Raw genomic sequence first — 13,319 nt, 5'->3', positions numbered from 1 at the left:
GACATCCGCGGCACCCTGGTGCGTCTGATGGGTGACGAGGCACGGAGTCCGGGGAGAACAGCGAACGTGGCGGGAGCAGCAGCGCGGGGCGGGGACGCGGAGTACGCGGAGTTCGCGGCCAATCGGTCGGGGCCGTTGTACCGGTCGGCGTGTCTGCTGACGGGTGGTGACACCCATCTGGCCGAGGACCTGGTGCAGGAGACGCTGAGTCGGATGTACCTGGTGTGGCGGCGACCGGGGCGGTTGTTCGGCGGTCGGGCGATAGAGAATCCGGCGGGGTACGCGCAGGGGGTGCTGTACCGGCAGTTCATCGACCATCATCGGCGGCGCAGTTCGGGTGAGCGTCCGGTCGCCGAGCTTCCTGATCTGCCGGGCCCGGACGGCGGCGACAGCACCTTGCGGATGACGCTGCTCCAGGCGTTGGGCGAGCTCGCGCCGCGTGACCGTGCGGTGCTGGTGCTGCGCTACTGGGAGGACGTCAGCGTCGAGGAGACGGCGGAGATCCTGCGCTGTCGTCCGGGTGCGGTCCGGTCCCAGACGTCCCGGGCGCTGGCCCGGTTGCGGGTGCTGCTGGGTGACGGCCTGACCGATCTTGCCGCGCGCTGACGCCCCCGGCACTGCCTTCTGTACTTTCCTTTCGTTCCCGGAGACGGTGATCACGCATGCCCGCACTGCCCGAGCAAGACTTCGAGGACCGGCTGGGCCGGGTCTTCCGCGAGACCGGTGAGAGTTTCGTCGCGGACGCTCCGCTGCTGGTTCTCGGCGGCGCGGACCGGGGCCGGCGCCGGCAGCGTCGGCGGCTGACGCTGGTGGCGTCCGTCGCGGTGGTGGCCGCGTGCGGGGTGACCGCCGGCGTCCTGCCGACGGTGCTGAGCACGGACGGCATCGGCCCGGCCGCGCCCGCCGTCGCTCCGCCGTCCGCGAGCGCCACGCCCGCCGGTGCGCTGATCCCGCAGGAGGCGCACATGGTGTCGGCGGTGGCGGAGCGGCTGCCGCCGGGCGTGCGGATCGTGCGCTCGGACGGTTCGACGGCCGGCTCCGCCGCGATCCCGTCGACCCGCGCGTGGGCGGAAATGACCCTGGACGACGGCGGCGGGGAGAGCCTGCTGGCGGTGACCGTCTCCCAGGTGGACGAGGGCTGGCCCCAGCCGTGCACGGCGCCGGAGATCGTCCCGGACGCGGAGTGCCGGGGGGAGGTCCGACCGGACGGCAGCGCGGTGTCGATCGTGGAGTACAGCTCGGGAGGCAAGGACCCGAACCGGCACAACGGGATCACCTGGGTCACCCCGGACGGGATGAAGGTCATCGCCATTTCGTACAACTTCGGGCGGAAGACCGGCGAGTGGACCAGGCCGGCGCCGCTGCTGGACATCGCCCAGCTGAGGGCGCTGGTCACCGACCCCGGCTGGCGCACCTTCGAGGCGTCGGTGCGCCGGACGCTGCCGAAGTACTCGGCCGACACCCCGGTGCAGCGGCCCGATCTGCTGCCGCCCGACCTGAAGGTGGTCGCCGTCACCACCGGCCCGGAGCAGACGGTGACGCTCGCCGACGGCAACCGGACGGTCGTGCTGCGGTACCAGGAGGAGCAGGCCGAGGAATCGGCCCAGGCCTGGTTCGCGGACGCCCCGGAGCTGCCGGACGGCAGCCGCGTCCGCAGCGTCGCCGACCGTCCGGTTCCGGGCTCCCAGGGCTCCACCGAGTCGGTGGTGGACCTGCTGCGCCCCGACGGCCGCCGGATCCGGGTGACGGCGGTCAACCCGGCGGGCACCGGCCATCCGGACGCGGGCCGTGAACCGCTGCTGACGCTCGACCGACTGACCGCGATCGCCTCCTGCCCGGGCTGGACGGTGCCGCGCAGGTGACAGGCCCACACCGGGCGGCGGGTCAGTACCGGTAACGGACCGCCTCGATGATCTCCGCCGGGGCGAGCTCCGCGAACCGTGCGATCTCCGCCTCGCGGACGTCGATCACCGACTGCCACAGCGACTCCCCCAGCGCGGCGCGCAGGACTTCGGACTTGCGCAGGGCGTCCGTGGCCTGGCCGAGGGTGGCGGGGAGGCGTTCGGCGATGCCGTCGGGGTTGCCGGCGGTCTCGGCGGGGAGGTGGAGGGCGGCGCCGAGGCCGGCCAGGCCGGCGGCGAGGACGCCGCCGACGGCGAGGTAGGGGTTGGCGGCGGCGTCGAAGCACTTGATCTCGGCGTTGGCCTGCTCGGGGGCGGAGCCGGTGATCAGGCGGAGGGCGGCCTCCCGGTTCTCCAGGCCCCAGCAGCGGTACGGGCCGGACCAGTGGTCGGGGACCAGCCGCAGGTAGCTGGCGACGGCCGGGGCGCCGAGGGCGAGCAGGGCGGGCAGTTCCGCGAGCACCCCGGCGAGGAAGGCCTCCATCTCCCGGGTGAGGCCGTGCGGGCCGCTGCCGCCGTGGCCGAGGTTCTGGCCGTCACGCCACAGGCTCAGGTGCAGGTGGCCGCCGTTGCCGACGCCGTCGGGGGCGGTGACGGGTGCGAAGCTGGCGCGCAGGCCGTGCTGCCGGGAGACGGCCAGCACGGTGTGCCGGACCAGCATGGCGGTGTCGGCGGCCTCGACGGGCCCGCCGGGGGCGAGCGAGAGTTCGAACTGCCCGGCGGCGTACTCGGGGTGGAGCTGGAGGACGGTCAGCTTCTGCTCGCGCAGGGTGCGCAGCAGGTCGCGCAGGTAGTCGCTGTGGTCGATCAGGCGGCGCATGCCGTACGCGGGGCCGCTCTCGCCGCCCTCGACGATCCACTCGACCTCGATGCCGGCCTGCACGGCGATGCCGCGTTCGGCGAGCGCCTCGGCGGTGCGGCGGGCGAACTGCCGCTGGCAGCCGGGGTGCGGCTCGCCCTGCTGGGTCCAGCGGTCGCCGGGGGCCCAGGCCCAGCCGGGCTGGGCGGCGAGCCGGCGCAGCGCGGCCAGGTCGGGGACCAGCCGCAGGTCGCCGACCGGGCCGGCGGCGGGGGCGAGCGAGTCGTCGACCAGGATGGCGTCGAAGCACGGCGCGGCGCCGACGCCCCAGCGGGCGGCACTCTCCAGGCCGCGGACGGGCACGGACTTGACCCGGGTGACGCCGGAGTTGTCGACCCAGCCGACGATCACCCCGTCGACGCCCTCGGCCTCGATCCTGGTGGCGGCCAACCGGGCCTCGGCGGCGCGCTCGGCGCGCGGCTTCACGGTGCTCATGCGCCCATGCTGGCCTGCGGCGATGCGGCGGCCGGACGACTCGGCCGACAGCTCACCCGTCCGTGGAAACCTGAAAGTGACGCAGGTCACATGAAATGACGAAATTCCGGGGACCAACTCCCCGTTTGAACCTCTGTCCAGACCGAAACGGGGACTCACTCCCCGCTCTCCACCGCACGAAGGGGGCGTCACGCCAATGACCACCGCCACCGCTCCCGCCCGCCGTGCGGACGCCACCCGCAACCGCGCGCGCATCGTCGCCGCCGCCCGCGAGGCCTTCGTCGAGTACGGGGCGATGGCCCCGCTGGACGAGATCGCCCGCCGGGCCGGCGTCGGCAACGCCACGCTGTACCGCAACTTCGCCGACCGCCGGACGCTGATCCAGCAGGTGTCGCTCGCCGTCATCGACCGGGTCGTGGCGCACGCGCACGCGGCCGCCGCCGAGGAGCCCGACTCCTTCGCCGCGGTCAGCCGCTTCGTGCACGCCGCCGCCGACGAGCGGATCGGCGCGCTGTGCTCCCTGCTGTCCGACTCCGTCGACCCGTGCGATCCCGAACTCGTCGACGCCCGTGCCGAGATGAAGCAGGTCACCGAAGACCTGGTCGCCCGCGCGCAGGCCGACGGACTGCTCCGCACCGACGTCGGAGCGGGCGACATCGTGGTCGCCATGTCCCAGCTCACCCGCCCGCTCCCCGGCACCGGCTGCCTCAACCTGGACCACCTGGTCCACCGCCACCTCCAGCTGCTGCTGGACGGCCTGCGCACCGTCGCCGCCTCCCCGCTGCCCGGCCACGCCGTGACCCTGGAGGACCTCACGCACCGCGCCTGAGCCTCCTCGCGCGCACCGAACTCCTTTACCGCACGCACGACTTACCGCACACGACTTACCGCGCACCGACTTCACGCGCACCGACTTCACGCGGCCCGCCCGACCGGGTCGGCCGCACGTTTCCGCTCGTTCTGTACGCTCTCGCACTCACAGGTGGGTACCTCCATGTCCGAAACCCTCCAGCCGGACCCACGTCGCTGGAAGGCGTTGATCTTCATCGCGCTGGCCCAGCTGATGGTCGTCCTCGACGCCACCGTGGTGAACATCGCGCTCCCGCGCGCCAAGGAAGACCTCGGCTTCGCCGACAGCACCACCCAGTGGGTGATCACCGCCTACGCGCTGGCCTTCGGCGGTCTGCTGCTGTTCGGCGGCCGGGTCGCCGACCTGTGGGGCCGTCGCCGGACCTTCATGGTCGGCCTGGTCGGCTTCGCCGCGGCCTCCGCGCTCGGCGGCGCCGCCGTCAACACCGCCATGCTGCTCGGCGCCCGCGCCCTGCAGGGCGTCTTCGGCGCGCTGCTCGCGCCCGCCGCGCTGTCGCTGCTCGCGGTGATGTTCACCGACGGCAAGGAGCGCGCCAAGGCGTTCGGCATCTTCGGCGCCGTCGCCGGCGGTGGCGGTGCGATCGGCCTGATCCTGGGCGGCGCGCTCACCGAGTACCTGAACTGGCGCTGGACCTTCTACGTCAACATCCCGTTCGCGGCGGTCGCCCTGGCCGGTGCGATCCTGGTCATCGCCGAACCCGCCGTTGGCCGCAACCGCAACCGCCTCGACATCCCAGGCGTGCTGCTGGTCACCCTCGGCCTGGTCTCCCTGGTGTACGGCTTCACCCGCGCCGAGAGCAACGGCTGGGGCGACTCCAGCACCATCGGCCTGTTCGTCGCCGCCGCCGTGCTGCTCGCCGCGTTCGCGCTCGTCGAGAGCCGGGTCTCCGCGCCGCTGCTGCCGCTGCGGGTGATCACCGACCGCAACCGCGGCGGCGTCTACCTCTCGCTCGGCATGGCCGTGATCGGCATGTTCGGCCTGTTCCTCTTCCTCACCCTTTACATGCAGGGCGTGCTGGGCTACAAGCCGCTGGTCAACGGCGTCGCCTTCCTGCCGATGGTGGCCGGCATGATCACCGGCTCCACCCAGATCGGCGCCCGGCTGATGACCCGCGTCCCCGCCCGGTACCTGATGGCGCCCGGCTTCCTGGTCGCCTCGCTCGGCCTGCTGATCCTCACCCGGATCGACGTCGGCACCTCGTACTGGCAGATCCTGCCCGGCCTGGTGCTGATGGGCCTCGGCATGGGCACCGCGTTCATGCCCGCGATGAGCCTGGCCACCTACGGCGTGCAGCCGCGCGACGCCGGTGTCGCCTCCGCGATGGTCAACACCTCCCAGCAGGTCGGCGGCGCGATCGGCACCGCCCTGCTCAGCACCGTCGCCCACAGCGCCGGCACCGAGTGGGCCAAGTCCCACGCGGCCGCCGCCACCGACCAGAAGCTGTTCGCGCTCCAGGCGCAGGTGCACTCCTACTCCACCGCGATCTGGTGGGCCGTGGGCATCCTGGCCCTGGCCTCCCTCACCGCCTTCACCCTGATCAACGCGGGCAAGCCGGAGCACCACGACTCCACCGCCGAGATCGAGGACGCCGTCCCGGTCATGGCCCACTGACCCCACCACGACAGCCGAACGGCCCCGCCCGGATCCTTCCGGGCGGGGCCGTTCCGCGTGTCAGCGGCCGAATTCCTTCAGAACCTCCGTGTCGAGATCGAGGCCCACCGGCTCCGGCACAGCCACGGTACGACCGTTGGCGACAGTCACGATGCGCCCGTAGCGACCGCCCCCGGGCTCGCTGAACACCGTGACAGCCCGGTCCGCCCGGTCGATCAGGAGGAACACCGGGACGCCGGCCCGGGCGTGGGCCGCCGGCTTCTCCTCCCGGTCGCACGTGCGCGCATCCGGGTCCCAGGAGGTCACCTCGACCACCATCAGCACCTCGGCAGGGTCCGACCACTCCCCGTGGCCGGCGAACGCGCCCCGGCGGGCGAGCACGCCGTCGGGCCTGGTGCGGCAGGTACCGGACAGCCGCAGGCGCCGCCCCGGGTAGAGGCGAAGATCCGGCCGCTGCGCCATGCAGCACTCCATCAGCCACATGACGATCTCGGCGTGGTCGCCGTCGGGCATGGGTTGGACCTGGAGCCCGCCGCCGATGAACTCGAACGTCACATCCTGTCTCGCGGCCGTCTTCGCGACTGCTTCGAACTGGTCAGGACGCATCTGCGGACGTTCGCGGGTCATGCCGGAAACGTAGAGCAATCACCGCCGTACGTACCGCACTTGCCTCTTCCTACCCGCCAGTAGCTGGGCTACAGTGTCGGCACGCGCCAGCGCCGGGCTTCGGGAGCCGCACCGGTGGGTTGCGTTTCTTCTCTCGTGTGCGCGTCGGCGTCGCTTCATGATCCTGTCGGAGCGCCTGGGCACCAACGGCATTGAACCCTCGAACGGAACCGGAGCGGACCGGTCCGTAGCGCGGGGTCGCCGCTGTTCTTCTTCCGTTCCCCTCATTTCTCCCGTGCCGGCGGCACACCCTCCCCTGTCATGCGTGCCCGGCTGCCCGGGTGGTGGCGGGGGCCGTCGACGCGGGCCCATGACAAGGAGTCTGGACAATGGAGCGTCCCTTCCCCACTGTTGCCGTCGTCGGCCTGGGCACCATGGGTGCCGGGGTGGCCGTGGCGGTGGCCCGTAGTGGTCGGCGGGTGATCGGCGTGGAGGCCGGTCCGGCGCAGGCGGCGCGGGCGTTGGCCCGGATCGAGGCGGCGACCGGCCGGGCGGTGGCCCGTGAGCGGTTGACGGAGCAGGAGCGCGCCGAGCTGCTCGCGCTGATCGAGGTCGGCGACGACCTCTCGGCGGCGGCGCGGGCGGAGCTGGTGATCGAGGAGGTCCCGGAGGACCTGGAGCTCAAGCGCGGCCTGTTCGCCGAGTTGGACCGGATCTGCCCGCCGGAGACGGTGCTGGCGACCGGCACGACGGCGCTGAGCGTGACCCGGATCGCGGCGGCCACCTCCCGCCCGGAGCGGGTGCTGGGGGTGCACTTCTTCAACCCGGTGCACTCGATGAAGCTGGTCGAGGTGGTCCGCACCGTGCTGACGTCGCCTCAGGCGGCCGAGCAGGTCGCCGAGTTGGCGCGCGACCTCGGCAAGGAGCCGGTCGCGGCCGGCGACCGGGCGGGCTTCATCGCCAACGGCCTGCTGTTCGCGTACCTGAACCAGGCGGCGGCGATGTTCGAGTCCCGGTACGCCACCCGGGAGGACATCGACGCGGCGATGCGGCTGGGCTGCGGCCTGCCGATGGGCCCGCTGGCGCTGCTGGACCTGATCGGCGTCGACACCGCCCGCACGGTGCTGGAGGCGATGTACGAGCAGTCCCGCGACCGCCTGCACGCCCCGGCGCCGATCCTCGGACAGCTGGTCGCGGCGGGCCTGTTGGGCCGCAAGTCGGGCCGCGGCTTCTACACCTACGAGGCCCCGGGCTCGTCCAGGCCGGTCGCCGAGAGCACCGAGGAGGCCGCGGCCCGCCCGGCCGGCCGCGAGGTGCGCGGCGTCGGGGTGTGCGGCAGCGGGACGATGGCGACCGGCATCGTGGAGGTGTTCGCGAAGGCGGGCTTCCCGGTGCTGCTGGCGGCCCGCAGCCAGGAGAAGGCGGAGCGGGCGAAGGCGCAGCTGGCGAAGTCGCTGGAGCGTTCGGTCTCCCGGGGCCGGCTGTCCGAGCAGGCCAGGGACGAGGCGTTGGCGCTGGTCACGCCGGTGTCCGACTACCAGGAGCTGGCGGACGTCGACCTGGTGGTGGAGGCCGTGGCGGAGGACCTCGCGGTGAAGCGCGAGCTGTTCGCCACCCTGGACAAGATCGTCAAGCCGGGTGCGGTGCTGGCGACCACCACCTCCTCGCTGCCGGTGATCTCCTGCGCGACGGCGACCTCCCGTCCGCAGGACGTGATCGGCATGCACTTCTTCAACCCGGCGCCGGCCATGAAGCTGGTGGAGGTGGTCTCCACGGTACTGACCGCCGAGGACGTCACGGCCACCGTGCTGGAGCTGTGCGGCACGGTGAAGAAGCACCCGGTGGAGTGCGGCGACCGGGCCGGTTTCATCGTGAACGCGCTGCTCTTCCCGTACCTGAACGACGCGGTGCGGATGCTGGAGGAGCACTACGCGACGGTGGACGACATCGACACCGCGATGAAGCTGGGCTGCGGCTACCCGATGGGCCCGTTCGAGCTGCTGGACGTGGTGGGCCTGGACGTGTCGCTGACCATCGAGAAGGTGCTGCACCAGGAGTTCCGGGAGCCGGGCCTGGCGGCGGCGCCGCTGTTGGAGCACCTGGTGGCGGCGGGTTGTCTGGGCCGCAAGACCGGTCGCGGTTTCCGCGACCACGCACGGCGATGACCGGCCGTCCGGCGTCCTCGCCGGGCCCCCGTCCGTCGTCCGCCGGGGGCGTCAACCCGGCTGTGCGGCAGCCTCCTTGGGGTGCGGGGGCGGTGTCCTCGCGGTGGCCCCGGCCCGCCGTGGTGCCGCCTTCGGCACCGGTGCGCAGGGCCAGGCCGGCGGGGGCGCCGCCGGGTGCGTGTAGCGTTCCGGACATGGATCGCCAGACCTCGCCCTCCCAGCAGCAGATTTCGGCCGCCGGGCCGGACCAGTCGCGGTCGGGGGTGGAGTCCGGGGCGGGCAGCCGCCGGGCCGCCGCCCAGCGGCTGCAGATGCGCCAGGACCTCACGGCGGCGGCGATGCAGCTGTTCGCCACCCAGGGGTACGAGGAGACGACGGTCGACCAGATCGCGGCCGCGGCCGGGGTGGCCCGGCGGACCTTCTTCCGGTACTTCCGGTCGAAGGAGGAGGCGATCTTCCCGGACCACGACGACACCCTGGTGCGGGTGGCCGACCTGCTGGCGAGCGCCGAGCCGGAGGAGCACCCGCTGGACGTGGTGTGCCGGGGCATCAAGGAGGTGCTGCGGATGTACGCCTCCACCCCGGACATGTCGGTGGCCCGCTACCAACTGATCCGCCAGGTACCGGCGTTGCGCGAGCGGGAGATCGCGGTGGTGTCCCGGTACGAGCGGCTGTTCACCCGGTACCTGCTGGGCCGTTTCGACGCGGCCGAGCAGACTCCGCCGGGCTGGCAGCGCGGCGGGGACGACGACTCGATGCTGGCCGAGGTCTCGGCGGCGGCGGTGGTCGCGGCGCACAACCACGTGCTGCGGCGCTGGCTGCGGGCCGGCGGGCACGGCGACGTGGAGGCGCAGCTCGACCACTCCTTCGAGGTGATCCGGGGGACGTTCTGGCCGACCCCGCCGAGCGGCGCCCGCCGCCGCGGCACCACCCTGGCACCCGGTGCCAATGGTGACGGAGTGCTGCCGGAGGACTCCGCTGCCGTGAGCGCACTGAGTGCCAGCCCGGGCGGTGAGGTGCTGATCACAGTGGCCCGCACGGACGCCCCGCTGGAGACCGTGGTGGATTCGATCCGGGCCGCGCTGGCGGGCCGAAGCCCCGTGTAATCCAGGCGGATTCAGCAGGTAGCAGCTGATTCGAAGGCCCGTTCCCGGTTTCGGGAACGGGCCTTCGGGCGTTTCCGGAAACCCCCGCGGGGGCGTGTTCTGGCTCACGCCAGAAGTTGGCACCCCGTGTCTTTACGAGTGGCACAGGGTGCCACTACCTTGTTGCCACCGGTCGCGGCGCCGCGGCTCCCCACCTCGGCGCGCCGTCTCCGGTGTCCCCCCACCTGGGGGACGCGCACCCGCGACTCCACCCCTTCGTCGCACCACCGCAGTACCCGCCCTCAGACCCTCAGCGAAGCCGGTGTCCGCTCCCGGCTCCCCCAGACGCCCTGTGTCCCTCGCACAGGTACGCCTTCGGAGGCAGCCATGCAGGAAATTCTCGACGCGATCCTCAGTGGCGACGCCACGTCCGCCGACTACGCGGGCCTCGCGCTGCCCGAGTCCTACCGGGCCGTGACGCTCCACAAGGACGAGGAGCAGATGTTCGCCGGCCTCGCCAGCCGCGACAAGGACCCGCGCAAGTCGCTCCACCTGGACGACGTCGCGCTGCCCGAGGTCGGCCCGGGCGAGGCCCTGGTCGCCGTGATGGCCAGCGCCGTCAACTACAACACCGTGTGGAGCTCGATCTTCGAGCCGGTCTCCACCTTCTCCTTCCTGGAGCGCTACGGCCGGCTCTCCCCGCTGACCAAGCGCCACGACCTGCCGTACCACGTGGTCGGCTCCGACCTGGCGGGCGTGGTGCTGCGCACCGGCGCGGGCGTCAACGCCTGGCAGCCCGGCGACGAGGTGGTCGCGCACTGCCTGTCGGTCGAGCTGGAGTCCCCCGACGGCCACAACGACACGATGATGGACCCGGAGCAGCGCATCTGGGGCTTCGAGACCAACTTCGGCGGCCTGGCCCAGCTCGCGCTGGTGAAGACCAACCAGCTGCTGCCCAAGCCCAAGCACCTCACCTGGGAGGAGGCCGCCTCCCCGGGCCTGGTCAACTCCACCGCGTACCGCCAGCTGGTCTCGCGCAACGGCGCGGGCATGAAGCAAGGGGACAACGTGCTGATCTGGGGCGCCAGCGGCGGCCTCGGCTCGTACGCCACCCAGTACGCGCTGGCCGGCGGCGCCACCCCGATCTGCGTGGTCTCCAACGACGCCAAGGCCGATGTCTGCCGGGCCATGGGCGCCGAGGCGATCATCGACCGGTCCGCCGAGGGCTACCGGTTCTGGAAGGACGAGAACAACCAGGACCCCCGCGAGTGGAAGCGGCTGGGCGCGAAGATCCGCGAGTTCACCGGCGGCGAGGACGTCGACATCGTCTTCGAGCACCCGGGCCGCGAGACCTTCGGCGCGTCCGTCTACGTCACCCGCAAGGGCGGCACCATCGTCACCTGCGCCTCCACCTCCGGCTACATGCACCAGTACGACAACCGCTACCTGTGGATGTCGCTCAAGCGCATCGTCGGCTCGCACTTCGCCAACTACCGCGAGGCGTTCGAGGCCAACCGCCTGATCGCCAAGGGCAAGATCCACCCGACCGTCTCCAAGGTCTACTCCCTGGAGGAGACCGGGCAGGCGGCGCTGGACGTGCACCACAACAAGCACCAGGGCAAGGTCGGCGTGCTCTGCCTGGCGCCCGAGGAGGGCCTGGGCGTGCGCGACCACGAGCTCCGCGCCAAGCACCTCGACAAGATCAACCTTTTCCGCGAGCTCGACGAGCGGAACAACAAGCGCAGCCGGGACATCTGATGAGCGCTCAGGAACGCGACCGCCCCTGGCTGATGCGCACCTACGCCGGCCACTCCACCGCGAGCGACTCCAACGCGCTGTACCGGCGCAACCTCGCCAAGGGGCAGACCGGCCTGTCGGTGGCCTTCGACCTGCCGACCCAGACCGGCTACGACTCCGACCACGTCCTCGCCCGCGGCGAGGTCGGCCGGGTCGGCGTGCCGGTCGGGCACCTGGGCGACATGCGGACCCTGTTCGACGGGATCCCGCTGGAGCGCACCAACACCTCGATGACCATCAACGCCACCGCCATGTGGCTGCTGGCGCTGTACCAGGTGGTCGCGGAGGAGCAGGGCGCGGACATCGCCAAGCTGACCGGCACCACCCAGAACGACATCGTCAAGGAGTACCTGTCGCGCGGGACGCACGTCTTCCCGCCCGGCCCGTCGGTGCGGCTGATCACCGACATGATCGCCTACACGGTGGCGCACATCCCGAAGTGGAACCCGATCAACATCTGCAGCTACCACCTGCAGGAGGCCGGGGCCACCCCGGTCCAGGAGATCGCCTACTCGATGTGCACCGCGATCGCCGTCCTCGACGCCGTCCGCGACTCCGGGCAGGTCCCGGCGGAGCGGATGGGCGAGGTGGTCGGCCGGATCTCCTTCTTCGTCAACGCGGGCGTCCGCTTCGTCGAGGAGATGTGCAAGATGCGGGCCTTCAACCGGCTGTGGGAGAAGGTCACCCGCGAGCGCTACGGCATCGAGGACGCCAAGCAGCGGCGCTTCCGCTACGGCGTGCAGGTCAACTCGCTGGGCCTGACCGAGGCGCAGCCGGAGAACAACGTCCAGCGCATCGTGCTGGAGATGCTGGCCGTCACGCTGTCCAAGGACGCCCGCGCGCGGGCCGTCCAACTCCCGGCCTGGAACGAGGCGTTGGGCCTGCCGCGGCCGTGGGACCAGCAGTGGTCGCTGCGCATCCAGCAGGTGCTGGCGTACGAGTCGGACCTGCTGGAGTACGGCGACCTGTTCAACGGCTCGCACGTGGTCGAGGCGAAGACCGAGGAGCTGCTGGCCGGCGCGGAGGCGGAGATCGCCAAGGTGCTGGAGATGGGCGGGGTGATCCCGGCCGTCGAGTCCGGCTACCTGAAGTCCAACCTGGTGGCCTCGCACGCCGCCCGGCGGGCCCGGATCGAGGCCGGCGAGGACCGGATCGTCGGCGTCAACTGCTTCGACACCACCGAGGACAGCCCGCTCACCGCCGACCTGGACACCGCCATCATGGTGGTCGACCCGGCGTCCGAGCGTTCCGTGCTGGCCAACCTGGAGGCCTGGCGCGGCAGTCGGGACGAGGCCGCGGTGCGGGCCGCGCTGGCCCGGCTGAAGGAGGTGGCGGCCACCGAGCAGAACCTGATGGCGGCCACCCTGGACTGCGCCCGGGCCGGCGCCACCACCGGCGAGTGGTCGTTCGCGCTGCGCGAGGTGTTCGGCGAGTACCGCGCCCCCACCGGGGTGGGCGGCGCGCCGGTCGCGGTCGCCGCCGAGCCGGGCGGCGAACTCGCCGCCGTCCGCGAGGCCGTGGCCGCCACCGCCGCCGAGCTCGGCGCCGGCAAGCTCCGCCTGCTGGTCGGCAAGCCCGGCCTGGACGGGCACTCCAACGGCGCCGAGCAGATCGCCGTCCGGGCCCGCGACGCCGGCTTCGAGGTGGTCTACCAGGGCATCCGCCTGACGCCCGAGCAGATCGTCTCGGCCGCCGTCGCCGAGGACGTGCACTGCGTGGGCCTGTCCATCCTGTCCGGCGCGCACCCGGAGCTTGTGCCCGACGTCATACAGCGGTTGGACCGGGCCGGGGTGGAGGATGTGCCGGTGATCGTGGGTGGAATCATCCCCGCAGCGGACGCCGAGGTCCTCAGGGCCGCCGGGGTCGCCGCCGTGTTCACACCCAAGGACTTCGGCATCACCACCATCATCGGCCGGATCGTGGACGAGATCCGGCTGGCCAACAGGCTTCAGCCGTGGGCCGCGACCACCGCCGCGACCAGCTGACCCG

10 protein-coding genes are annotated in these 13,319 nt (G+C 72.2%); 8 read left to right on the top strand and 2 right to left on the bottom strand.

What is annotated here, in order from left to right; genetic code table 11:
* Window positions 1-66 precede the first annotated feature (66 nt).
* The gene (locus tag ACWEMJ_RS21265) at window positions 67-606 is read left to right on the top strand and encodes a SigE family RNA polymerase sigma factor (protein WP_452138642.1); all 540 of its coding nucleotides are present in this window, start codon (window positions 67-69) and stop codon (window positions 604-606) included.
* 56 nt (window positions 607-662) lie between these two features.
* A complete protein-coding gene (locus tag ACWEMJ_RS21260; RefSeq protein WP_452138641.1) occupies window positions 663-1,862 on the top strand; it encodes a hypothetical protein in 1,200 nt (399 codons plus the stop codon).
* A 22-nt stretch (window positions 1,863-1,884) separates the two neighbouring features.
* On the opposite strand, the gene ACWEMJ_RS21255 is transcribed toward ACWEMJ_RS21260, so the two are convergent.
* A complete protein-coding gene (locus tag ACWEMJ_RS21255; protein ID WP_452138640.1) occupies window positions 1,885-3,195 on the bottom strand; it encodes a glutamine synthetase in 1,311 nt (436 codons plus the stop codon).
* Window positions 3,196-3,391: 196 nt separating this feature from the next.
* On the opposite strand from ACWEMJ_RS21255, the gene ACWEMJ_RS21250 reads away from it, so the two are divergent.
* Window positions 3,392-4,024, top strand: a complete 633-nt coding sequence (locus tag ACWEMJ_RS21250) for a TetR/AcrR family transcriptional regulator (protein ID WP_452138639.1) — start codon at window positions 3,392-3,394, stop codon at window positions 4,022-4,024.
* 165 nt (window positions 4,025-4,189) lie between these two features.
* Window positions 4,190-5,677, top strand: a complete 1,488-nt coding sequence (locus tag ACWEMJ_RS21245) for an MFS transporter (protein WP_452138638.1) — start codon at window positions 4,190-4,192, stop codon at window positions 5,675-5,677.
* Window positions 5,678-5,737: 60 nt separating this feature from the next.
* Here ACWEMJ_RS21245 and ACWEMJ_RS21240 read toward each other — a convergent pair whose 3' ends face one another.
* On the bottom strand, window positions 5,738-6,304 hold the full coding sequence (locus tag ACWEMJ_RS21240) for a Uma2 family endonuclease (RefSeq protein ID WP_452138637.1): 567 nt from the start codon (window positions 6,302-6,304) through the stop codon (window positions 5,738-5,740).
* A 368-nt stretch (window positions 6,305-6,672) separates the two neighbouring features.
* On the opposite strand from ACWEMJ_RS21240, the gene ACWEMJ_RS21235 reads away from it, so the two are divergent.
* The 4 genes from ACWEMJ_RS21235 (at window position 6,673) to ACWEMJ_RS21220 (ending at window position 13,315) form a co-directional block, all read left to right on the top strand.
* Window positions 6,673-8,448: a 3-hydroxyacyl-CoA dehydrogenase family protein gene (locus ACWEMJ_RS21235; RefSeq protein WP_452138636.1), complete on the top strand. Its 1,776-nt coding sequence runs from the start codon at window positions 6,673-6,675 to the stop codon at window positions 8,446-8,448.
* A 194-nt stretch (window positions 8,449-8,642) separates the two neighbouring features.
* On the top strand, window positions 8,643-9,554 hold the full coding sequence (locus tag ACWEMJ_RS21230; RefSeq protein ID WP_452138635.1) for a TetR family transcriptional regulator: 912 nt from the start codon (window positions 8,643-8,645) through the stop codon (window positions 9,552-9,554).
* 366 nt (window positions 9,555-9,920) lie between these two features.
* The gene (ccrA, locus tag ACWEMJ_RS21225) at window positions 9,921-11,291 is read left to right on the top strand and encodes a crotonyl-CoA carboxylase/reductase (RefSeq protein ID WP_452138634.1); all 1,371 of its coding nucleotides are present in this window, start codon (window positions 9,921-9,923) and stop codon (window positions 11,289-11,291) included.
* Window positions 11,291-13,315, top strand: coding sequence for a protein meaA (locus tag ACWEMJ_RS21220; protein WP_452138633.1), 2,025 nt, complete (start codon window positions 11,291-11,293; stop codon window positions 13,313-13,315). Before ccrA ends, ACWEMJ_RS21220 begins: the two co-directional genes overlap by 1 nt.
* The last annotated feature ends 4 nt before the right edge of the window (window positions 13,316-13,319 follow it).

The organism is Kitasatospora sp. NPDC004531, assembly GCF_053602195.1.
Note: the sequence above shows the minus strand (reverse complement) of the source record. Positions and strands in the feature narration are given on the sequence as shown.

What these genes read in the sequence shown, in the direction of transcription:
- ACWEMJ_RS21255 (WP_452138640.1), bottom strand. Translation starts at nt 3,195, where the DNA reads ATGAGCACCGTGAAGCCGCGCGCCGAGCGCGCCGCCGAGGCCCGGTTG.
- ACWEMJ_RS21230 (WP_452138635.1), top strand. Translation starts at nt 8,643, where the DNA reads ATGGATCGCCAGACCTCGCCCTCCCAGCAGCAGATTTCGGCCGCCGGG.
- ACWEMJ_RS21245 (WP_452138638.1), top strand. Translation starts at nt 4,190, where the DNA reads ATGTCCGAAACCCTCCAGCCGGACCCACGTCGCTGGAAGGCGTTGATC.
- ACWEMJ_RS21240 (WP_452138637.1), bottom strand. Translation starts at nt 6,304, where the DNA reads ATGACCCGCGAACGTCCGCAGATGCGTCCTGACCAGTTCGAAGCAGTC.
- ACWEMJ_RS21235 (WP_452138636.1), top strand. Translation starts at nt 6,673, where the DNA reads ATGGAGCGTCCCTTCCCCACTGTTGCCGTCGTCGGCCTGGGCACCATG.
- ACWEMJ_RS21220 (WP_452138633.1), top strand. Translation starts at nt 11,291, where the DNA reads ATGAGCGCTCAGGAACGCGACCGCCCCTGGCTGATGCGCACCTACGCC.
- ccrA (WP_452138634.1), top strand. Translation starts at nt 9,921, where the DNA reads ATGCAGGAAATTCTCGACGCGATCCTCAGTGGCGACGCCACGTCCGCC.
- ACWEMJ_RS21260 (WP_452138641.1), top strand. Translation starts at nt 663, where the DNA reads ATGCCCGCACTGCCCGAGCAAGACTTCGAGGACCGGCTGGGCCGGGTC.
- ACWEMJ_RS21250 (WP_452138639.1), top strand. Translation starts at nt 3,392, where the DNA reads ATGACCACCGCCACCGCTCCCGCCCGCCGTGCGGACGCCACCCGCAAC.